Source organism: Pseudomonas subflava (assembly GCF_023823685.1).
Lineage (GTDB): Bacteria > Pseudomonadota > Gammaproteobacteria > Pseudomonadales > Pseudomonadaceae > Aquipseudomonas > Aquipseudomonas subflava.
On sequence record NZ_JAMXBF010000011.1, the window covers coordinates 22,441 to 43,450 of the forward strand.

The following is a 21,010-nucleotide window of genomic DNA, read 5'->3' on the forward strand; positions in this document are numbered from 1 at the left end:
GGGCCTCTCGGGGGTTACAGGCTGGCGATCTTCTCGCGCTGCTCGGCCAGCTTGGCCAGCGCCTGTTCGGCTTCGGCCAGCTTGGCGCGCTCCTTGTCGAGCACCTCTGCCGGGGCCTTGGCGACGAAGCCTTCGTTGGCCAGCTTGCCGCCGACCCGCTTGACCTCGCCGTCCAGGCGGGCGATCTCCTTGTCCAGGCGCGCCAGTTCGGCGTCCTTGTCGATCAGCCCGGCCATGGGCACCAGTACCTGCAGCTCGCCGACCAGGGTGGTGGCGGACATCGGCGCTTCTTCGCCGGCGGCCAGCACGCGGATCGACTCGAACTTGGCCAGCTTGTTCAGCAGCGGCTCGAACTCGGCCAGGCGACGCAGGTCCTCGGCATTGGCGTTGGCCAGGACCACGTCGATGCGCTTGGTCATGGAGATCTTCATCTCGCCGCGGATCTGCCGCACGCCGAGCATGAAGGTCTTGACCCAGGCGATGTCGGCCTCGGCGCCGGCATCCACCCGCGCCTCGTTGGCCACCGGCCAGGGCTGCAGCATCAGGGTGGCGCCGTCCTTGCCGGCCAGGGCCTTGATGCGCTGCCAGATCTCTTCGGTGATGAAGGGCATGAACGGGTGCGCCAGCCGCAGAATCACCTCCAGCACGCGCACCAGGGTGCGGCGGGTGCCGCGCTGGCGCTCGGCCGAGGCAGTCTCGTCCCACAGCACCGGCTTGACCAGCTCCAGATACCAGGCGCAGTACTCGTCCCAGACGAACTCGTAGAGGGCCTGGGTCGCCAGGTCGAAGCGGAAGGCGTCGAGGTGGCGGGTCACGTCCTGCTCGCAGCGTTGCAGGGCGGAGATGATCCAGCGATCGACGGCGGACAGCTCCACCGGCTCGTCGTTGACCCCGCAGTCCTTGCCGTCGGTGTTCTCCAGCACGAAGTTGGTGGCGTTCCACAGCTTGTTGCAGAAGTTGCGGTAGCCCTCGACGCGGCCCATGTCGAACTTCACGTCGCGGCCGGTGGTGGCCAGCGAGCAGAAGGTGAAGCGCAGGGCGTCGGTGCCGTAGCTGGCGATGCCTTCGGGGAATTCCGCCCTGGTCTGCTTGGCGATCTTCTCGGCCAGCTTGGGCTGCATCATGCCGCTGGTGCGCTTCTCCAGCAGCTCGTCCAGGGTGATGCCGTCGACGATGTCCAGCGGGTCGAGCACGTTGCCCTTGGACTTGGACATCTTCTGGCCCTGGCCGTCGCGCACCAGGCCGTGCACGTACACGGTCTTGAACGGGATCTGCCCGGTCAGGTGGGTGGACAACATGATCATCCGGGCGACCCAGAAGAAGATGATGTCGAAGCCGGTGACCAGCACGTCGGTGGGATGGAAGGTCTTGAGGAAGTCGGTCTGCTGCGGCCAGCCGAGGGTGGAGAAGGTCCACAGGCCGGAGCTGAACCAGGTGTCCAGCACGTCCTCGTCCTGCACCAGCTCGACCTCATTGCCCAGGCCGTGCTTGCTGCGCACTTCCATCTCGTCGCGGCCGACGTAGACGTTGCCCAGCTCGTCGTACCAGGCGGGGATGCGGTGGCCCCACCACAGCTGGCGGCTGATGCACCAGTCCTGGATGTCGCGCATCCAGCTGAAGTACATGTTCTCGTACTGCTTGGGCACGAACTGGATCTCGCCGCTCTCGACCACGGCGATGGCCTTCTCGGCCAGCGGTTTGGTGGAGACGTACCACTGGTCGGTCAGCCACGGCTCGATGACGGTGCCGGAGCGGTCGCCCTTCGGCACTTTCAGGGCGTGGTCTTCGATCTTCTCCAGCAGGCCGGCGGCCTCGAAGGCGGCGACGATCTGCTTGCGGGCGACGAAGCGGTCGAGGCCGGCGTACTCGGCCGGTAGGGTGGCGTCCAGCTCGGCGTTGACGCTGCCGTCCAGGTTGAACACCTGGGCCTGGGCCAGCACTGCGGCGTTCTTGTCGAAGATGTTGATCAGCGGCAGGTTGTGGCGCTTGCCGACTTCGTAGTCGTTGAAGTCGTGGGCCGGGGTGATCTTCACGCAGCCGGTGCCGAACTCGGGGTCGCAGTAGTCGTCGGCGACGATGGGGATGCGGCGGCCGACCAGGGGCAGGTCGACGTAGTGGCCGATCAGCGCCTTGTAGCGCTCGTCTTCCGGGTGCACGGCGACGGCGGAGTCACCCAGCATGGTTTCCGGGCGGGTGGTGGCGACGATCAAGTAGTCCAGGCCGTCGGCGGTCTTCTTGCCGTCGGCCAGCGGATAACGCAGGTTCCACAGGTGGCCCTTTTCGTCGTGGCTCTCCACTTCGAGGTCGGAAATGGCGGTGTGGAACTTGGTGTCCCAGTTGACCAGGCGCTTGCCGCGGTAGATCAGGCCGTCCTCGTGCAGGCGCACGAAGGCTTCCTTGACCGCTTCGGACAGACCCTCGTCCATGGTGAAGCGCTCGCGCGACCAGTCCACTGAGCTGCCCAGGCGGCGGATCTGCCGGGTGATGGTGCCGCCGGACTGCTCCTTCCACTCCCAGACCTTATCCAGGAACTTCTCGCGGCCCAGGTCGTGGCGGGCGATGCCGTCGGCGGCCAGCTGGCGCTCCACCACCATCTGGGTGGCGATGCCGGCATGGTCGGTGCCCGGCTGCCACAGGGTGTTGCGGCCCTGCATGCGGCGGAAGCGGATCAGCGCGTCCATGATGGCGTTGTTGAAGCCATGACCCATGTGCAGGCTGCCGGTGACGTTCGGCGGCGGAATCATGATGGTGTAGGAATCGCCGGAACCCTGCGGGGCGAAGTAGTTGTTCTGCTCCCAGGTCTGGTACCAGGAAGTTTCGATGGCGTGCGGCTGGTAGGTCTTGTCCATGCGCGGCGGGACCCTTTGACGGCTGAGCGGAAAAGCCGTCGAGTATACCGGCTGCCACCCGCTGCGGGCCACTGGCGGCCGGCAGGCGGGTTCAGGACTTGGGCTTGAGCAGGCGGTCCAGGCGGGCGTCGAGGCGGCGCTTGAGCTCGGCCTCGATCTGCGGGACGAAGTCGTCGATCACGTCCTGCAGGATCAGCTGGGCGGCGGCGCGCAGTTCGGCGTCCAGCTTGCCCTGGAGGGCCTGGCTGGTCGGCATCGCGCCGGGCGGCGGTGGAGGGGTTCTGATCGGCGGCGCCGGGGCGAGGGCCGGTTGCGCCGGGTAGGACAGCGGCACGCTGGGCACCGGCTGGGGCGGCGGCGCCGGCACGCTGGCGGACGCCTCGGCCGGGCTCGGCTCGATGATGTCCGAGAGCAGCGGGATCTGCAGATCGTCGTCCAGCGTCTCGGTCAGCAGCGGCGGCTCCAGTTGCTCCTTCTCCAGCAACTGGCGAATGGCCTCGAGGTCATCCAGCAGGGGATTGGGCTTCGATGGTGGAGAGCTGTCCATGGGCGTCGCGGAGTAGGAGGGATCGGGGGCGTGGATTCTACGTCGGGCGCAGGCCTATTTCGACCTCGGCTTCCGTCAGAGTTCCACCCGCTGCGGGTCGTGCCCGAGCTGGCGGTACTGGCGGAAGCTCTCGCGGCACTGGGCGAGCAGGGCCGGCTCCTGATTGACGATCTCGATGACGCGGCTGAATCGGGCCAGGTGCGGCGACAGCTGCGGGTGCAGGTTGAGCAGCACGCCGCCGGCCTGAGCCGGCTCCTGGTCCAGGCCGATCACCACCGGGGCCTGCGGGTCTTCCTCGTGCAATCCGTGGGGCACGAAGGACTCGGGGCGAAAGCTCCACAGCAGGCGATCCAGCTCGGCGCACTGGGCGGCGTCGGCGCCGCGCAGGAACACCGGCAGGCCGGCCTTCCAGGCCTTTGTGGCCAACTGGCAGACAGCCCGCAGGCGGCCTTCCGGCGTGGCGGAGGAGAGGACGTAGAACTCGACGCGCATACGGGGCTCGGGGTGATGAATCGGTAGCCGGTGCGGCTCGGACTGGAGCGGATCGGCCCGGCGGAACTTCCACCGGGCCGTCGCGGCTTACGCCTTGGCGCGATCCAGCAGGTATTGGGTCAGCAGCGGCACCGGGCGGCCGCTGGCGCCCTTGTCCTTGCCGCCGCTCACCCAGGCGGTGCCGGCGATGTCCAGGTGCGCCCAGCTGTAGGCCTTGGCGAAGCGCGACAGGAAGCAGCCGGCGGTGATGGTGCCGGCCTTCGGCCCGCCGATGTTGGCAATGTCGGCGAACGGGCTGTCCAGCTGCTCCTGATACTCGTCGTACAGCGGCAGCTGCCAGGCGCGGTCGTCGGCGCTCTCGCCGGCCTTGAGAATCTGCCGGACCAGCGCGTCGTTGTTGCCCATCAGGCCGGACACGTTGCTGCCCAGGGCGACGATGCAGGCGCCGGTGAGGGTGGCGATGTCGATCACCGCCTGCGGCTTGAAGCGCTCGGCGTAGGTGAGGGTGTCGCACAGCACCAGGCGGCCTTCGGCGTCGGTGTTGAGGATCTCGACGGTCTGCCCGCTCATGGTGGTGACGATGTCGCCGGGGCGAGTGGCGCGGCCGCTGGGCATGTTCTCGGCGCAGGCCAGCAGGCACACCAGGTTGATCGGCAGCTGCAGCTCCAGCACGGCGCGCAGGGTGCCGAACACGCTGGCGGCGCCGCACATGTCGTACTTCATCTCGTCCATGCCGGCGGCCGGCTTGATGCTGATGCCGCCGGTGTCGAAGGTGATGCCCTTGCCGACCAGGGCGAACGGCTGCTCGTCCTTCCGGCCGCCGTTGTACTGCAGCACGATCATCCGCGGTGGCTGCTCGCTGCCCTGGGCCACGGCGAGGAAGGCGCCGGCGCCGAGCTCCTTGAGCTTCTTCTCGTCGAGGATGTCGACCTTGAGATTCTTGTGCGCCTTGGCCAGGGCCTTGGCCTCTTCGGCCAGGTAGCTGGGGTGGCAGAGGTTCGGCGGCAGGTTGCCGAGGTCCTTGGTGAAGGCCATGCCGGTGGCGATGGCGTGGGCATGCAGGCTGCCGCGCTCGACCTCGGCCTGATCGGTCTTGTCGGCGATCAGGGTGATCTTCTTCAGCGCGCGCGGCTCGGCCTTCTTGCTCTTGAAACGGTCGAACACGTAGCCGCCGTCGGCCAGGGTCTCCACCAGCAGGCGGGCCTTGCCGTAGGCGTCGCGGCCCCTGACCTTGAGCTCGCCGAGGGCCAGCACGGCATCGCCGCCGCCGAGGTTCTTCAGCACGCCGTGGGCGCCGGCGACCAGCTTGCGGAACTGGCGGTCGGAGAGTTCGCCCTTGCCGCTGCCGACCAGCAACACGCGCTCGGCCTTGAGGCCCGGCAGGGCATGCAGGAGCAGGGTCTGGCCCTGCTTGCCGGCGATATCGCCGCGCTTGAGCAGGCTGGAAATGGCACCGCCGCTGGCGTCGTCCACGGCCTTGGCCGCGACGCCGAGCTTGCGGCCTTCGCCGAGCGCGACCACCAGGGTCGCGGTCTTCAGGGTTTCCGGGCGGGTGCTTTTGACGAGGAATTCCATGTGCTGTCCCCAAGACAAAGAAGCGGGTTTGACTGATAATGCGGGCTATTTTTTCGAGGCCCGCCGAGGCGGGTCGGCCACCGAGTGCGGCTAGTGTGAGCGTGCCTGCCTGCGCCTGACAACCCTGGAGCGTCCGGTTTGATTGTCTTCCGTTATCTGTCCCGCGAAGTGCTGGTGACCCTCAGCGCGGTGAGCGCCGTGCTGCTGGTGATCATCATGAGCGGCCGTTTCATCAAGTATCTGGCCCAGGCCGCCCAGGGCATTCTCGACCCCGGCGTGCTGTTCCTGATCATGGGCTACCGCATGCCCGGCTTCCTCCAGCTGATCCTGCCGCTGGGCCTGTTTCTCGGCTTCCTGCTGGCCTACGGTCGCCTGTACCTGGACAGCGAGATGACCGTGCTGTCCGCCACCGGCATGAGCAACCGCCGCCTGCTCGGCTACAGCATGGCGCCGGCGGCCATCGTCGCCGCCATCGTCGCCTGGCTGAGCCTGGGCCTGGCGCCCCAGGGCGTCGCCGAGGTGGCGAAGATCTTCAACCAGCAGGACGCCCTGACCGAGTTCGACACCCTGGTGCCGGGGCGCTTCCAGGCGATGCGCGATGGCTCACGGGTCACCTACACCGAGGGCCTTTCCGAGGACCGTGGCCAGCTGGCCGGAGTGTTCATCACCGAGAAGCGCGAGGCGCCGCGGGTCAAGGGTGAGAAGCCGAAGGAAGGCGGCATCACCCTCCTGGTGGCGGAGAAGGGCCGCCAGGTGATCCAGGAAGACGGCAGCCGCTACCTGATCTTGGAAAACGGCTACCGCTATGACGGCAACCCGGGCCGTGCCGACTACCGCGCCACAAAGTACGAGACCCACGGCGTGCTGCTGCCCAAGCCCAGCGTCAGCGCCGAGATCGGCGAGCGCGAGGCCATCCCCACCCGCGAGCTGATCGGCAGCGACGAACCGCGCCACCAGGCCGAGCTGCAATGGCGCCTGTCCATTCCGCTGCTGGTGTTCATCGTCACCCTGCTGGCGGTGCCGCTGGCCCGGGTCAACCCGCGCCAGGGCCGCTTCCTCAAGCTGCTGCCGGCGATCCTCCTGTACATGGCCTACCTGGCGCTGCTGATCGGCGCCCGCGGCCAGCTGGACAAGGGCAAGATTCCGGTCGAGCTGGGCCTGTGGTGGGTGCACGCGCTGTTCCTGCTGATCGGTGCCGGCCTGTTCTTCTGGCAACCGATGAAACTCCGGCTGGCCAGTCGTCGTGCCGCGAAGGAGATGGCCCATGCATAAGCTCGACCGGTACATCGGTACCAGCGTATTCCTCGCCATCCTCTCGGTGCTCGGCATCATCGTCGGCCTGGCATTGCTGTTCGCCTTCATCGACGAGCTGGGCGACCTCAGCGACAGCTACGGCACACTCGAAGCGCTGATCTACGTGCTGCTGACCCTGCCGCGGCGGACCTACGAGATGCTGCCCATGGCGGCGCTGATCGGTTGCCTGATCGGCCTCGGCAGCCTGGCCAGCAACAGCGAGCTGACCATCATGCGCGCCGCCGGCGTGTCGGTCGGGCGCATCGTCTGGGCGGTGATGAAACCCATGCTGGTGCTGATGCTGGCCGGCGTGCTGGTCGGCGAATACCTGGCGCCCTGGAGCGAGAACATGGCCCAGGCCCATCGCTCGCTGGCCCAGGGTGGCGGCGAGGCGCAAAGCTCCAAGCACGGCCTGTGGCACCGCCAGGGGCAGGAGTACGTGCACATCAACGCCGTGCAGCCGGACGGCAGGCTGGTGGGCGTGACCCGCTACCAATTCGACGAGCAGCGCAAGCTGGAGTCCGCCAGCTTCGCCAAGCGCGCCCAGTACCAGGACGACCACTGGCAGCTGGAGCAGGTGCAGACCACCCTGTTCCACGACAAGCGCACCGAGGTGGTGAAGAGCGCCACCGAGCGCTGGGACATCGAGCTCAATCCGCAGCTGCTCGGCACCGTGGTGCTGGAGCCGGATGCGCTGTCGGTCAGCGGCCTGTGGCGCTACATCCACTACCTGGCCGAGCAGGGGCTGAACAACGGCAGCTACTGGCTGGCGTTCTGGACCAAGCTGCTGCAGCCGCTGGTGACCGCCGCGCTGGTGCTGATGGCGATTTCCTTCATCTTCGGCCCGCTGCGTTCGGTCACCCTCGGCCAGCGCATCTTCACCGGCGTGCTGGTGGGCTTCGTGTTCCGCATCGCCCAGGACCTGCTGGGGCCGTCCAGCCTGGTGTTCGGCTTCTCGCCGCTGCTGGCGGTGGCCGTGCCGGCGGGCATCTGCGCTTTGGCCGGCGTCTTCCTGCTACGCCGCGCCGCCTGATTTCGCGGCACCCATGAAAAAGGCCGGGCATCTGCCCGGCCTTTTTCGTTTCCGCTGTCGCGACGGCGTTTACTGCTGGCCCTGTTCCAGCTGCTGCAGGCGCTGCTGGTTCTGCGCATTGGCCTGATCGATCTGCTGCTTGAGCTGCTCCATTTGCTGCTGGGCCTGCTGCGCCTTGTCCGCCTGCAGCTTGGCGGTGGTGGCGGTGGCCGCGCCGCCATCGCAGGCGGCGAGGGCGAACAGGCTGGCGAGAAGCAGGATGTGGCGCATGGCGATCTCCGGGGATAGGGGTGAGCAAACATAGCCTGCGCGGCGCGATGAATCAGCCGTCGCCATCACAGCTTTCCGCTGCCGGGCCGGCTCAGCCGTAGCGCCGCGCGGCCTCGATGGCCAGGCCGCTGCCGATGCTGCCGAAGTTGTTGCCCTCGGCCAGACGGGCGTTGGGCAGCAGGCCGGCGACACTGTTACGCAGGGCCGGCACGCCGCTGGAGCCGCCGGTGAAGAACAGGGTGTCGACCTGCTCGTGGCGAATGCCGGCGCGGCTGAGCAGCTCGTCCACGCCGCCGCGGATGCGCTGCAGCAGGCCGTCGATGGCGCCCTCGAACAGCGGGCGGTCGAGGTCCGCCACCAGCCCCGCCTCGATCCGTTCCAGGTCGATGCGCTGCAGCGGCTGTTCGGTCAGGGCGATCTTCGCCTCTTCCACCTGCATCGCCAGCCAGTGGCCGGCGCGTTGCTCGGTGAGGCGCAGCAGGCGGTCGATGCCGGTCGGGTCGACGATGTCGTAGCGCATGTTCTTCAGTGCCAGCTGGGCCTTCTGCGCGTACGCCGCGTTGATGGTGTGCCAGGTCGCCAGGTTGAGGTGGTGGCTGGTGGGCATCAGCGCGTCGCTCTTCATCCGGCTGCCGTAGCCGAACAGCGGCATCACGCCGTCGAGGCTGAGCTGCTTGTCGAAGTCGGTACCGCCGATGTGCACGCCGCCGGTGGCGAGAATGTCGTCCTGGCGCTGGTCCAGCTCGCGGCGCTCCGGGGCCAGGCGCACCAGGGAAAAGTCCGAGGTACCGCCGCCGATGTCGACGATCAGCACCAGTTCCTCGCGGGTCACCGTGCGTTCGTAGTCGAAGGCCGCGGCGATGGGCTCGAACTGGAAGGACACCTCCTTGAAGCCGAGCTTGTGCGCCACCGCCAGCAGGGTATTGGCGGCCTCGGCATCGGCGGTCGGGTCGTCGTCGACGAAATACACCGGGCGGCCCAGCACTACCTGCTCGAACTCGCGGCCGGCCAGCGCCTCGGCGCGGCGCTTGAGTTCGCTGATGAAGAAGCCGAGCAGGTCGCGGAAGGGCAGGGCGCTGCCCAGCACCGTGGTCTCGCTCTTCAGCAGCTTGGAGCCGAGCAGGCTCTTGAGCGCGCGCATCAGGCGCCCCTCGTAGCCGTCCAGGTATTCGGCCAGCGCCTGGCGACCGTAGACCGGGCGGCGTTCCTCGGTGTTGAAGAAGATTACCGAGGGCAGCGTGACGTTGTCATCCTCCAGGGCCAGCAGCGGTTCCGCGCCGGGGCGCCACCAGCCGACGGTGGAGTTCGAGGTGCCGAAGTCGATGCCCAGGGCATTGGCGGGACGGGAGGAATTCATGCTGCGCTCCGGAAAAACGGCCGCGCATTCTAGGCGAGTGCGGCAATCCGTGCATGCCGCAGGTCGGCCTGCTGCGCTAGGATGAGACCAAAGGTCGATGGAGAACCCGATGCGCGCCCGGTCGATCGCCTGGCTGATGCTGGCCCTGCTGCCCGGCGTGGCGGCGGGCGAGTTGCGCCTGCTCACCGAACAGGCGCCGCCCACCAGCTTCCTGCGTGACGGTGAGCCGGACGGTTACGCGGTGGAGGTGGTGCGCGAGCTGGTGCGGCGCACCGACAGCGAGGCAGACGTGGAGCTGGTGCCCTGGACGCGCGGCTACTACCTGGCGCGCCACGAACCGAATGTCGCCCTGTTCATGGTGGTGCGCACGCCCGAGCGCGAGCCGATGTTCCGTTGGGTCGGGCCGATTCTGCGCGGCACCACTCGCTTCTACTCGCTGAAGGACAGCGGCCTGCGCGTCGACAGCCTGGACGCCGCGGCGCGCGCCGGCACCCTGGCGCTGCCCAAGCAGTGGTACACCTACGAGACCCTGGAACGCCTCGGCTTCACCAACCTGCACGGCGTGCCGAGCCCGAAGCACATGGTGGACATGCTCAAGCACGGCCGGGTCAAGCTGATCGCCACCGAGGACCTGACCCTGCGCGAAGAGCTGGCGCTGGGCGGCCTGCGGGTGGACGACGTGCAGGGGCATTTCGCGTTCATGCAGTCCGACTACTACATCGCCTTCTCGCCGCTGACGCCGCCGGAGCAGGTCGACGCCTGGCAGCGGCAGCTCGAGGCGATGCGCGCCGACGGCAGCCTGCAACGCCTGCGTCAGCGCTGGCTGCCGCAGGCCGAACGCCGCTGACCGTTACTCGTGATGCTCGCTGCCGACGAAGGTGAGCGAGCTGAAGAAGCCGAGCTCGTCTATCTCCTTGTCACCCTTCACCGGCACGTACAGCGACGCGGCGATGATGTTCAGGCCGTCGTTGCGCACCTTTACCTCGGCGTAACCCTCGGCGTCGGTGGTGGCGCTGACGTCGTGGGGCATGCTGCGGTAGTCACCGATCAGCTCGACGCCCTTGGCCGGCTTGCCGTCCACCAGCACGCGCACGCGCAGCGGCTTGCCCGGGCCGACGGCGAGCGGGTCGCTCTGCGGCACGATGGCCAGGCGCAGCTTGTCCAGAGCCGGTAGCTTGGCGCCTTTGTGGAAGATCGCCAGGCTGTACTTGTAGGTGTGCAGGGAACGGGTCGAGTTCGGCACCTGGCTGCGCCCGGCATTGACCCACTGCTCGTCCGGCGTCTGCGACCAGGCGCCGTTGTCCAGCGCCACCGCCAGCGCGGCGGGCGCGCGCAGCGGCTGCAGGCGGGCGTGATCGTCCAGGCGCTGGACGCTGACCGGGATCATCTTGCCGGCGTCGTCGTAGGCCCAGGCGCCGCTGATCTTCTCGGCCTTGAAGGCGTCGTCTTCGGCGCCGTGGCCGTAGACCACCTCGTGGTTGCCGCGGCGTTGTTCGGTCCACAGACCGTGGGCAGAGGCCTGGCCGCAGAGCAGCAGGGAGAGGAGCAGGGGAACGGACTTGTGCATCGTGGTTTTCCTTGTGTCAGAGCTGGAGGGAGAGGCTGAAACTGAGGTTGCGCGGCTCGCCGGGCAGGACCCAGACGCTGTTGTAGCCACGCTCGTAGTACTTGCGGTCGAAGACGTTGTTGAGGTTCACGCCCAGCGTGAGGTCCTCGCTGGCCTTGTAGTGGGCGAGCAGGTCCAGGGTCTCGTACGCGGGCAGGCGGAAGTCGCTGCCGGCCTGGCCGGAGCGTTCGCCGACATGGGTGACGGCCGCGCCGATATCCGAGCCCTGCAGCGCGCCGCCCTGGAACTCGTAGACGGCCATCAGGCTGCCGCTGTGGCGGGCGATGCCGAGCAGGTCGCTGCCTTCGGGAATGGCGGCGTCGCCCTTGGTCACTTCCGCATCGATGTAGGCGTAGGCGCCGATCACCCGGACCGCGTCGCTCAACTGGCCGCTGAACTGCAGGTCGAGGCCCTGGCTGCGCGCCTCGCCGGCCGCCACGCTTTCGCCGGTGGCATCGGTGGTGACCACGTTCTCCTTGTCGATGTGGAACAGCGCGACGGTGGCGCCCAGGCGGCCGTCGAGCAGGTCGAGCTTCAGCCCGGTCTCGTAGCCCAGGCCTTTCTCCGGCTGGTAGACCTGGCCCTGGGTGCCGAGGGCGTTGGGCTTGAAGGACGAGGCGGCGTTGGCGAACACGCCGACCTCGGGGGTGAGCTGGTAGAGCACGCCGATGCGCGGGGTGGCGACGTCCTTGTCCTGGCCGGTCCTGGCGCCGGTGGTGCGGTTGAGCGAGTCCTGCTCGACCCGCTCCAGGCGCACGCCGAGCAGGCCGCGCAGGCGCTCGTTGAAGACGATCTGGTCCTGCAGGTTGAGGGCGTAGCTCTCGGTCTGTTCGAAGAAGTCGTTGGGCTTGGTGATCGGCGGCTTGGGCCGGCCGTACACCGGCCTGTAGATGTCCTGGCCGTACTCCAGCAGGGTGTCGCTCTGCGGGTACTTCTGGCTGTTGCGGTAGTTCTCGTACTCCAGGCCGATCAGGCTCTGGTGCTCCCATCCGCCCAGCTCGAAACGGCCGTGCAGCTCGACCTGGGTGATGCTGTCGTTCCATTCGAAATCGCGTTCGCGATAGAAGCGGGTGATGGTGTCGCCGACCAGCTTCTGCGGCTCCGAGCTATTGCCGTGCAGGTGGCCCTGGGTGTAGTGGTTGGCCAGGCGCAGCTTCCAGTCGTCGTTGAGCCAGCGCTCCAGCGCCAGGTCCAGGGTCTGGTTGTCATTATGGATCTCGCCGTCGTTCGGCTCGCCGAGGAAGGTCGAGCGCTGCACCGAACCCAGCTCGCCGTTCACCGCCGGAATGCCGCGGTCGAACACCGATTCTGTGTGGGAGAACTCGGCGTCCAGCATCAGCACAGTGTCGGGATCGAGCTGCCAGCTCAGCGAGGGTGTGACCACCTGGCGGCTGTTGCCGACGTGGTCGCGGAAGCTGCCGTTGTCCTCCACCGCCAGGTTGATCCGCGACAACAGGCTGCCGTCTTCGTTGAGCGGGGTGTTGACGTCCAGGCTGGTGCGGTAGCGATCCCAACTGCCGGCGCTGAGATTGAGGGTGCTGAACGCCTCTTCCTGCGGGCGCTTGCTGACGATGTTGACCAGGCCGCCGGGGTCGCCACGTCCGTACAGGCTGGCCGAGGGGCCCTTGAGTACCTCAATGCGCTCGATGGCCGAGGTGTCCGGCGCGCTGTAGCTGCCGCGGTTGACGGCGAAGCCGTTACGGTACAGCTCGCCGGTGGTGAAGCCGCGCACGCTGTAGTTGAGGAAGGTCAGGCCGCCGAAGTTGTTCTGCCGCGAGACGCCACCGGCAAAATCCAGGGCGCGGTCGATGCGCGTGCTGTTGAGATCCTCGATCACTTGGGTGGGCACGACCTGGATGCTCTGCGGCGTGTCGCGGATATCGGTGTCGGTGCGCGTGGCGGTCGAGGAGCGGGTGGCGCGGTAGCCATCCACCGGGCCGGTGGCGCTTTCCACGCGGCTGCCGGAGATGGAAAGACTGTCCAGCTGCACGCTCTCTTCGGCGATGGCGGCGCCCGGGATCAGCAGTGAGGATATTCCCAAGAAGCGGGCGAAAGCGGTAAATTTCATGCTATCTCCTTATATAGATGAAATAACATAACAAAATTATGTCCGGCGAATCCACTTTGTCATCGAGCGGACGTAGCAAGCAGGCGACCATGTGGCGGTTGGGCGCTCGCTATGGAGAAGCTCTTCTAGACTCGTTCCAAGGCCCGAGCCAGGGGGCGAGTCGATCGCACCCTGGCTGGTTTTGTAGTTTTACTACATAATGGGCCGCACTCAGAGACTAGAAACCAGCCCGTAGTGCACCCCAATGCAAAGAGCCTCGCATCAAGATCTCCGCGCGCAGTTCCGCGCGCTCCTCGCGTCCAACGCCTGCTACCACACGGCTTCGGTGTTCGATCCGATGTCCGCCCGCATCGCCGCCGACTTGGGTTTCGAAGTCGGCATTCTGGGCGGGTCTGTAGCTTCACTACAAGTTCTGGCGGCGCCGGACTTCGCCCTGATCACCCTGAGCGAGTTCGTCGAGCAGGCCACTCGCATCGGCCGGGTGGCACGCCTGCCGGTGATCGCCGACGCCGACCACGGCTACGGCAACGCGCTCAACGCCATGCGCACCGTGGTCGAGCTGGAGCGCGCCGGCGTGGCCGCGCTGACCCTCGAGGACACCCTGCTGCCGGCCCAGTTCGGGCGCAAGTCCACCGACCTGATCGGCGTCGACGAAGGCGTCGGCAAGATCCGCGCGGCGCTTGAGGCGCGCGTCGACCCGGGGCTGGCGATCATCGCCCGCACCCATGCCGGGGTCATCGAGGTCGACGAGGTGATCCGCCGCACCAAGGCTTATCAGGACGCCGGTGCCGATGGCATCTGCATGGTCGGCATCCGCGACTTCGAGCACCTCGAGGCCATCGCCGCGCACCTCAGCGTGCCGCTGATGCTGGTCAGCTACGGCAACCCCAACCTGCGCGACGACGCGCGCCTGGCCAGCCTCGGCGTGCGCATCGTGATCGACGGCCACGCCGCCTACTTCGCCGCGATCAAGGCCACCTACGACTGCCTGCGCGAGCAGCGCGGCGTCGCCGCCAGCGACCTCAACGCCACCGAACTGACGCACAAGTACACGCAGCCCGAGGACTACATCGTCTGGGCGCGCGAGTACATGAACGTCAAGGAGTAGCGGTCGCCCGCTCGACCAGGCGCTGCAGCGAGCCGTCCCGGCGCATCGCCTCCAGCGCCGCGTCGAAGCGCTGCAGCAGCTCACGCTTGCCCGCCTGCCGGGCGAAGACCAGGTGAGTGGCATTGGTGCTCAACGGCCGTGGCAGCGCCTGCAGGTTCTCCAGCCCCGGTTCGGCCAACAGGCGCTGGCCGGCCAGTTCGATGGCCACCACCGCGTCCAGTCGACCCGACGCCAGCTTGCGCAGGTTGGCCTCGTCGGAGCCGCCTTCCTCGGCGTCGATCCGCCCGGCCCGCGCGGCCTGGTCGAACGCCTCAGTATAGCTCCAGCCGCGGATCACCCCGATGCGCTTGCCGTGCAGGTCCTCGGTGCGCGCGAAGGCGAACGCCCGGCCGCGCTGCACATAGAGCAGCAGGCGTTCCTCGAAGATTGGCGCGGAATAGTCGAACACCTCCAGCCGCGCGGCGTTCTTGTAGATGCCGCCGATGCCCATCTGCCCGGCGGCCCCCCTGCGCAGGGCGCGCTTCCAGGGCATCGGGCGCAGGCTCAGCGGCTCGCCGATACGCGCGAAGACCGCCTCCAGCAGCCGCGGGTAAAGCCCCATGGCGCGGCCGTCCTGCCGGTACATGAAGGGCGGGTTGGCGTTGTCGAGCGCGACCCGCGTCTCCGCCTGCGCCAGCAGGGCGGTGCACCCGAACAACAGAATCAGCAGCACGCGCAGGCCAGGCATGGACAGATCCTCCCCATCCGTATGGCAAGCATAGTCCGGCGCTGCGCTTGCATTCGCCGGCGAGCGGGCTCATATCTGCAAGGGAACGATGATCCCGGAGGTTGCCATGGCCGGAGGATGGACCAACGACGGCGCGGTGCAGGACCAGATCGACAGCAGCATCGAGGACGCGGTCGCCCGCGCCCGCAGCCAGCTGCCGCGCGGCGAGAGCCTGCATCACTGCGAGGAATGCGACGCACCGATTCCCGAGGCGCGCCGCCAGGCCGTGCCCGGCGTGCGGCTGTGCGTGAACTGCCAGGCGGCGCACGACCGCGAGCAGGCGTTCAGCGGCTACAACCGGCGCGGCAGCAAGGACAGCCAGCTGCGCTGAGGCGCTATTCCAGCAGCAGCTGCATGAAGGTGAGGTCGAGCCAGCGCCCGAACTTGCAGCCCACCTGCGGCATCTGCCCGGTGATCTCGAACCCGAGGCGTCGGTGCAGGCCGATGGAGGCGGCATTCTCCGTCTCGATGGCGGCCACCATCACATGCAGGCCGGCGGCGCGGGCGCGCTCGATCAGCGCCTGCATCAGGGCGATGCCCAGCCCGCGGCCGCGCTGATCGCCACTCACATAGACCGAATGCTCCACGGTATGGCGAAAGCCCTCGATGCTGCGCCAGGTGCCGTAGCTGGCGTAGCCGAGCACGCCGCCGTCTGCGTCCTCCGTCACCAGCACCGGAAAGCCGGCGGCGCGGCGCTGGCTCAGCCAGGCCTGGCGATCGGCCAGGTCGACCAGGGTTTCGTTCCAGATCGCCGTGGTGTTCGCCACGGCGTCGTTGTAGATGGCGAGGATGGCGGGCAGGTCGGCCTCGCCGGCGTCGCGTATGTTCATGTCAGCTCCAGGGGCGCTCGGTCGGGCGAGCATACGCGCTCGCGGGGCCGGCGAGCAGTGCGTGCATGGGTCCTGTCCTCAGGCCGAGCAGGTCTGCAGCCATTGCCGCGGGCTGGTATCGAACCAGCGGCGGAAGGCGCGGGAGAAGGCGCTGGTCTCGGAGTAGCCGAGCAGCGGCGCCAGTTCGCTGACCGGCAGGCGCCGGCGCAGGTAGTGCAGGGCCAGTTCGCGGCGCACCTGGTCGATGAGCGCTGAAAAGCACAGGTTCTGTTCGCGCAGGCGGCGCTGCAGCGCCGCCGGGGTCATGCCGAGGTGCGCGGCGATGTGCTCCAGCGCCGGCTCGCCCAGGGGCAGGGCGTCGCGCACCAGGCCGCGGGCCTGGTCGACCAGGCATTGCTGGTGCTGCTGGCCGCCGAGGCGGGCGATGGCGTCCTGCACCAGCATCAGCAGCACCGGGTCGCGCTCGGGCATCGGTTGGTCGGCCAGGTCGCGCTTGGGGATCAGCAGGGCGTTGCACGGCTGATCGAACAGTATCGGCGCATCGAACACCGCCTGGTGCTCGCGCCAGCCTTCCGGTTTGCCGTGCTCCAACAGCACGGCGCGCGGCGCCCAGCTCGGGCCCAGCACGTGGCGCACCAGATTCAGCGCCATGCCCATGGTCAGCTCGGCGTCCTGGCGCTTGTCGAGGATCGCCGGATGGCGCACCTGATAGTCGAAGCGGTAGCACTCGCCGATATCCACCAGGCGGATCAGCGTGTCGTGCTGGTGATAGGGGAAGGCGCGGGCGAAGTTCTGCAGCGCCTGCTCCAGGCTGTCCGAGCACAGCCCGACATAGCCGAGCAGGCCGAGGGCGCGCGGCTGGAACTGCTGGCCGTAGCGCAGCCCGAAGTTGTCGCAGCCGGACTGGCTGGCCGCTTCCTCCAGCACCTTGCAGTAGTTGCTCAGGCTCAGGCTCAGCGTCGGATGCAGCAACAGGTCGGGATCGATGCCGGCCACGCCGAACACCCGTTCGGCATCGCCACCCTGCAGGCCGATGAAACGATCCAGTCCGCTGGCGGCGGCCGACAGCACGCCGAGATTGCTCGGGGCATCGGTCATGGCCAGCGGATGTGGAATGTTCAGGGACATGGACGGGGCGCGCCAGGGTGATGGGCAGGCAAAAGCAATAGTCGTGCCCCGTCCTGAGAGGGCGCTACGTCAGCCAACGGACTTACCGCGCGGCGTGCTCCTGCATCGCCGTGGGGCGCGCTCGTGGCGCAATGCACGCATGTGGCGCAAAAGCCCGCCACAGAGCCCTCTACAGGCCTTGCAGCGACTTGACTCTGGAGCCGTGCGCGGACTTTGCAAGGTCAAGTCTCGGCCGGGGTTGGCTGGATATCCTCGCCGAGCGATCGACGTCTGACGTGGCTCTCACATCGAGGAATGGGCAATGACAACAACGACACTGAAACCGACCCTCGGCACCCTGCACCTGTGGGGCATCGCCGTGGGTCTGGTGATTTCCGGGGAATATTTTGGCTGGAGCTATGGCTGGGGCGTGGCGGGTACGCTGGGCTTCCTGGTCACCACGCTGATGGTGGCGGCGATGTACAGCTGCTTCATCTTCAGTTTCACCGAGCTGACCACTGCAATACCGCACGCCGGTGGGCCCTTCGCCTACAGCCGCCGTGCCTTCGGCCCCACCGGCGGGATGATCGCCGGCATGGCCACCCTGATCGAATTCGTCTTCGCTCCGCCGGCCATCGCGATGGCCATCGGCGCCTACCTCAACGTGCAGTTCCCCGGGCTCGACCCGAAGCTGGCGGCGGTCGGTGCCTACCTCATCTTCATGACCCTCAATATCCTCGGCGTCAGCATCGCTGCCACCTTCGAACTGGTGGTCACCGTGCTGGCGGTCGCCGAGCTGCTGGTATTCATGGGCGTGGTCGCGCCGGGCTTCAGCTTCAGCAACTTCGTGCTGGGTGGCTGGGCCGGTAGCGACGTATTCGGCATGCCGGCCATCGCCGGTATCTTCGCCGCGATTCCGTTCGCCATCTGGTTCTTCCTCGCCATCGAGGGTGCAGCCATGGCCGCCGAGGAAGCCAAGGACCCGAAACGCACCATTCCGCGCGCCTATATCGCCGGCATCCTGACCCTGGTGTTCCTGGCCATGGGCGTGATGGTGATGGCCGGAGGTGTGGGTGACTGGAAGGCCCTGTCCGGCATCAACGACCCGCTGCCGCAGGCGATGAAGACCGTGGTCGGCGAGAACTCCGGCTGGCTGCACATGCTGGTGTGGATCGGCCTGTTCGGCCTGGTCGCCAGCTTCCACGGCATCATCCTCGGCTACTCGCGACAGTTCTTCGCCCTGGCTCGCGCAGGCTACCTGCCGCCTGCCCTGGCCAAGCTGTCGCGCTTCCACACTCCGCACCGCGCCATCATCGCCGGTGGCCTGGTCGGCATCGCGGCGATCTACAGCGACGGCCTGATCGCCCTGCAGGGCATGAGCCTGACTGCGGCGATGATCACCATGAGCGTGTTCGGCGCCATCGTCATGTACATCATGAGCATGCTCAGCCTGTTCAAGCTGCGCAGGAGCGAGCCGCACCTGGAGCGTACCTTCAAGGCACCGGGGTACCCGGTGGTGCCGGGCATCGCCCTGGTCCTGGCGCTGGTTTGCCTGGCCGCGATGATCTGGTTTAACGGCACCATTGCCCTGCTGTTCCTCGGCCTGATGAGCATCGGCATGGTGTATTTCCTGCTGACCGGCGCCCAACGCGACGCCGTGCCGGCCGACGCTCTGCTGCAACCGTAATAGATCCACGCCCGCCGGTGACGGCGGGCGCTTGTTTCAGGAGATACCCATGGCCAGTTTCAGTCATGCCGTCGGCCATCACACCTGGCGCTTCGACAGCCTGCGCGAGGTCATGGCCAAGGCCAGCCCGGCGCGCTCCGGCGACTACCTGGCCGGCGTGGCCGCCAGCAGCGATGCCGAGCGCGTCGCCGCACAGATGGCCCTGGCCAACATCCCGCTCAAGCACTTCCTGAGCGAGGCACTGATTCCCTACGAAGACGACGAGATCACCCGGCTGATCATCGACACTCATGACGCGGCGGCCTTCGCCCCGGTCGCCCACCTGACCGTCGGCGGCTTCCGCGACTGGCTGCTCGGCGAGCGCGCCGACGAGGCCAGCCTGCGCGCCCTGGCGCCGGGGCTGACGCCGGAGATGGTGGCGGCGGTGTCGAAGATCATGCGCGTGCAGGACCTGATCCTGGTGGCGCAGAAGATTCGCGTGGTCACCCGTTTTCGCAACACCATGGGCCTGCGTGGGCGCATGTCGACGCGCCTACAGCCCAACCACCCGACCGACGATCCGTCCGGCATCGCCGCCAGCATTCTCGACGGCCTGCTGTACGGCAACGGCGATGCCATGTTCGGCATCAACCCGGCCACCGACAGCCTGGGCGCGCTGACCGATCTGCTGAAGATGCTCGACGCGATCATCCAGCGTTACGAGATTCCTACCCAGGCCTGCGTGCTGACCCACGTCACCAGCTCCATCGCCGCCATCGAGCGCGGCGCGCCGGTGGACCTGGTGTTCCAGTCCATTGCCGGCACCGAGGCGGCCAACGCCGGCTTCGGCATCACCCTGCAGGTGCTGCAGGAAGGCTACGAGGCCGGGCTGTCGCAGAAGCGTGGGACACTGGGCGACAACCTGATGTACTTCGAGACCGGCCAGGGCAGTGCGCTGTCGGCCAACGCCCACCATGGCGTCGACCAGCAGACCTGCGAGGTGCGCGCCTACGCGGTGGCGCGCCATTACAAACCGTTCCTGGTGAATACCGTGGTCGGTTTCATCGGCCCCGAGTACCTGTACAACGGCAAGCAGATCATCCGCGCCGGCCTGGAAGACCACTTCTGCGGCAAGCTGCTCGGCGTGCCGATGGGCTGCGACATCTGCTACACCAACCATGCCGAGGCCGACCAAGACGACATGGATACCCTGTTGACCCTGCTCGGTGCGGCCGGCATCAACTTCATCATGGGCATCCCCGGTTCCGACGACGTGATGCTCAACTACCAGACCACCTCGTTCCACGATGCGCTGTACGCCCGCCAGCTGCTCGGCCTGCGCCCGGCGCCGGAGTTCGAACAGTGGCTGGAGCGCATGAACATCCTGCACCAGCAGGGCGGCCGCCTGCGCCTCGGCGACCCGGTGCCGCCGGCCTTCCGCAATGCCCTGGCGCAGCTGGGGTAGGGGCATGTCCACCTGTGTGCTCCAGGTAGGGTGCGCCATGCGCACCGGTGGCGAGGCGGTGCGCACGGCGCACCCTACGGAGTGGCCGTGCAGGGGCGGGTGTCACCCGAGCAGGCGCGGCACAAGGAGTTGCTGATGAACGATGACCAGTCGCCGAGCGGCGCCATCGACAACCCCTGGCAGGCGCTGCGCCGCCTGACCCCGGCGCGCATCGCCCTCGGCCGTGCCGGCACCAGCCTGCCCACTGGCGCGCAGCTGGACTTCCAGTTCGCCCACGCCCAGGCGCGCGACGCCGTGCACCTGCCGCTGGACGCCGACGAGCTGGCCGCAGGTTTGACCGAACGCGGCCACCAGGTACTGCAGTTGCACAGCGCGGCGGCGGACCGCCATACCTACCTGCAGCGCCCCGACCTGGGTCGGCGCCTGGACGCCGCCTCGGTGCAGACCCTGCGTGATTATCCGCATGCCCATCCCGGTGGTTACGACCTGGCCGTGGTGATCGCCGACGGCCTCTCGGCCCTGGCCGTGCAGCGCCACAGCCTGGCCTTCCTCGACCGCTGGCAGCAGCAGGCCAGCGAGGATGGCTGGACCCTGGCGCCGATCTGCCTGGTGCGCCAGGGCAGGGTGGCGGTGGCTGACGAAGTGGCCGAACTGCTCGGCGCGAAGATGGTGGTGATCCTGATCGGCGAGCGTCCGGGGCTGAGCTCGCCGGACAGCCTCGGCCTGTACTTCACCTATGCGCCGAAGGTCGGCCTGACCGACGCCTTTCGCAACTGCATCTCCAACGTGCGCCTGGAGGGTCTGAGCTACGGCCTGGCCGCGCACAAGCTGCTGTACCTGATGCGCGAGGCCGGGCGCCGCAAGCTGTCGGGCGTGAGCCTCAAGGACGAGGCGGAAGTGCTCAGCCTGGAAGGCGAGGCGCCTGCCGCCATCGGCAATTTCCTGGTCGGCGACTAAACAGGTCGAGGCCGTCGACTG

General features: G+C 67.7%; 19 protein-coding genes. 8 read left to right on the plus strand and 11 right to left on the minus strand.

Annotated elements, in window-relative coordinates:
* Positions 1-14: 14 nt before the first annotated feature.
* From NF616_RS15580 to NF616_RS15595, 4 genes are all read right to left on the minus strand, one after another.
* Positions 15-2,849, minus strand: coding sequence for a valine--tRNA ligase (locus NF616_RS15580; RefSeq protein WP_252274208.1), 2,835 nt, complete (start codon positions 2,847-2,849; stop codon positions 15-17).
* 91 nt (positions 2,850-2,940) lie between these two features.
* On the minus strand, positions 2,941-3,396 hold the full coding sequence (locus tag NF616_RS15585; protein ID WP_252274209.1) for a DNA polymerase III subunit chi: 456 nt from the start codon (positions 3,394-3,396) through the stop codon (positions 2,941-2,943).
* A 75-nt stretch (positions 3,397-3,471) separates the two neighbouring features.
* Positions 3,472-3,888, minus strand: a complete 417-nt coding sequence (locus tag NF616_RS15590; protein WP_252274210.1) for a DNA polymerase III subunit chi — start codon at positions 3,886-3,888, stop codon at positions 3,472-3,474.
* Between the two features lie 87 nt (positions 3,889-3,975).
* On the minus strand, positions 3,976-5,463 hold the full coding sequence (locus NF616_RS15595; RefSeq protein ID WP_252274211.1) for a leucyl aminopeptidase: 1,488 nt from the start codon (positions 5,461-5,463) through the stop codon (positions 3,976-3,978).
* Between the two features lie 138 nt (positions 5,464-5,601).
* Here NF616_RS15595 and lptF point away from each other — a divergent pair, with 138 nt between their 5' ends.
* Together lptF and lptG are read left to right on the plus strand one after the other, a co-directional pair.
* Positions 5,602-6,735, plus strand: coding sequence for an LPS export ABC transporter permease LptF (lptF, locus tag NF616_RS15600; protein WP_252274212.1), 1,134 nt, complete (start codon positions 5,602-5,604; stop codon positions 6,733-6,735).
* A complete protein-coding gene (gene lptG, locus NF616_RS15605) occupies positions 6,728-7,789 on the plus strand; it encodes an LPS export ABC transporter permease LptG (RefSeq protein WP_252274213.1) in 1,062 nt (353 codons plus the stop codon). The genes lptF and lptG overlap by 8 nt, the downstream gene beginning before the upstream one ends.
* A gap of 69 nt (positions 7,790-7,858) precedes the next feature.
* Here lptG and NF616_RS15610 read toward each other — a convergent pair whose 3' ends face one another.
* A complete protein-coding gene (locus NF616_RS15610; RefSeq protein WP_252274214.1) occupies positions 7,859-8,059 on the minus strand; it encodes a hypothetical protein in 201 nt (66 codons plus the stop codon).
* A gap of 91 nt (positions 8,060-8,150) precedes the next feature.
* The gene (locus NF616_RS15615; protein ID WP_252274215.1) at positions 8,151-9,416 is read right to left on the minus strand and encodes an Hsp70 family protein; all 1,266 of its coding nucleotides are present in this window, start codon (positions 9,414-9,416) and stop codon (positions 8,151-8,153) included.
* A 109-nt stretch (positions 9,417-9,525) separates the two neighbouring features.
* On the opposite strand from NF616_RS15615, the gene NF616_RS15620 reads away from it, so the two are divergent.
* Complete coding sequence (locus tag NF616_RS15620; protein WP_252274216.1) at positions 9,526-10,263, plus strand: substrate-binding periplasmic protein; 738 nt, start codon at positions 9,526-9,528, stop codon at positions 10,261-10,263.
* Positions 10,264-10,266: 3 nt separating this feature from the next.
* Here the strand turns inward: NF616_RS15620 and NF616_RS15625 are convergent, their stop codons facing one another.
* Together NF616_RS15625 and NF616_RS15630 are read right to left on the minus strand one after the other, a co-directional pair.
* Positions 10,267-10,983 (minus strand): DUF4198 domain-containing protein, encoded by a 717-nt coding sequence (locus tag NF616_RS15625; RefSeq protein ID WP_252274217.1) that lies wholly within the window; start codon positions 10,981-10,983, stop codon positions 10,267-10,269.
* Positions 10,984-10,999: 16 nt separating this feature from the next.
* Positions 11,000-13,090: a TonB-dependent siderophore receptor gene (locus NF616_RS15630; RefSeq protein WP_252274218.1), complete on the minus strand. Its 2,091-nt coding sequence runs from the start codon at positions 13,088-13,090 to the stop codon at positions 11,000-11,002.
* A 244-nt stretch (positions 13,091-13,334) separates the two neighbouring features.
* On the opposite strand from NF616_RS15630, the gene NF616_RS15635 reads away from it, so the two are divergent.
* Positions 13,335-14,198 (plus strand): isocitrate lyase/PEP mutase family protein, encoded by an 864-nt coding sequence (locus NF616_RS15635; RefSeq protein ID WP_252274219.1) that lies wholly within the window; start codon positions 13,335-13,337, stop codon positions 14,196-14,198.
* Here the strand turns inward: NF616_RS15635 and NF616_RS15640 are convergent.
* A complete protein-coding gene (locus NF616_RS15640; RefSeq protein ID WP_252274220.1) occupies positions 14,188-14,925 on the minus strand; it encodes a substrate-binding periplasmic protein in 738 nt (245 codons plus the stop codon). The two genes, NF616_RS15635 and NF616_RS15640, sit on opposite strands and share 11 nt — an antisense overlap.
* A 106-nt stretch (positions 14,926-15,031) precedes the next feature.
* Here NF616_RS15640 and NF616_RS15645 point away from each other — a divergent pair, with 106 nt between their 5' ends.
* On the plus strand, positions 15,032-15,295 hold the full coding sequence (locus NF616_RS15645) for a DksA/TraR family C4-type zinc finger protein (RefSeq protein ID WP_252274221.1): 264 nt from the start codon (positions 15,032-15,034) through the stop codon (positions 15,293-15,295).
* Between the two features lie 4 nt (positions 15,296-15,299).
* Here the strand turns inward: NF616_RS15645 and NF616_RS15650 are convergent, their stop codons facing one another.
* Together NF616_RS15650 and qhpR are read right to left on the minus strand one after the other, a co-directional pair.
* Positions 15,300-15,794: a GNAT family N-acetyltransferase gene (locus tag NF616_RS15650; RefSeq protein ID WP_252274222.1), complete on the minus strand. Its 495-nt coding sequence runs from the start codon at positions 15,792-15,794 to the stop codon at positions 15,300-15,302.
* A gap of 78 nt (positions 15,795-15,872) precedes the next feature.
* Positions 15,873-16,922: an AraC-like transcriptional regulator QhpR gene (qhpR, locus tag NF616_RS15655; protein WP_252274223.1), complete on the minus strand. Its 1,050-nt coding sequence runs from the start codon at positions 16,920-16,922 to the stop codon at positions 15,873-15,875.
* A 301-nt stretch (positions 16,923-17,223) separates the two neighbouring features.
* Here qhpR and eat point away from each other — a divergent pair, with 301 nt between their 5' ends.
* The 3 genes from eat to eutC all read left to right on the plus strand — a co-directional run bounded on the left by eat (position 17,224) and on the right by eutC (position 20,989).
* Positions 17,224-18,588 carry an ethanolamine permease gene (gene eat, locus NF616_RS15660; protein WP_252274224.1) on the plus strand — a complete coding sequence of 455 codons (1,365 nt, stop codon included), beginning with the start codon at positions 17,224-17,226 and terminating at the stop codon, positions 18,586-18,588.
* 49 nt (positions 18,589-18,637) lie between these two features.
* Positions 18,638-20,032 carry an ethanolamine ammonia-lyase subunit EutB gene (locus tag NF616_RS15665; protein WP_252274225.1) on the plus strand — a complete coding sequence of 465 codons (1,395 nt, stop codon included), beginning with the start codon at positions 18,638-18,640 and terminating at the stop codon, positions 20,030-20,032.
* Between the two features lie 135 nt (positions 20,033-20,167).
* Positions 20,168-20,989, plus strand: a complete 822-nt coding sequence (gene eutC, locus NF616_RS15670) for an ethanolamine ammonia-lyase subunit EutC (RefSeq protein WP_252274226.1) — start codon at positions 20,168-20,170, stop codon at positions 20,987-20,989.
* The last annotated feature ends 21 nt before the right edge of the window (positions 20,990-21,010 follow it).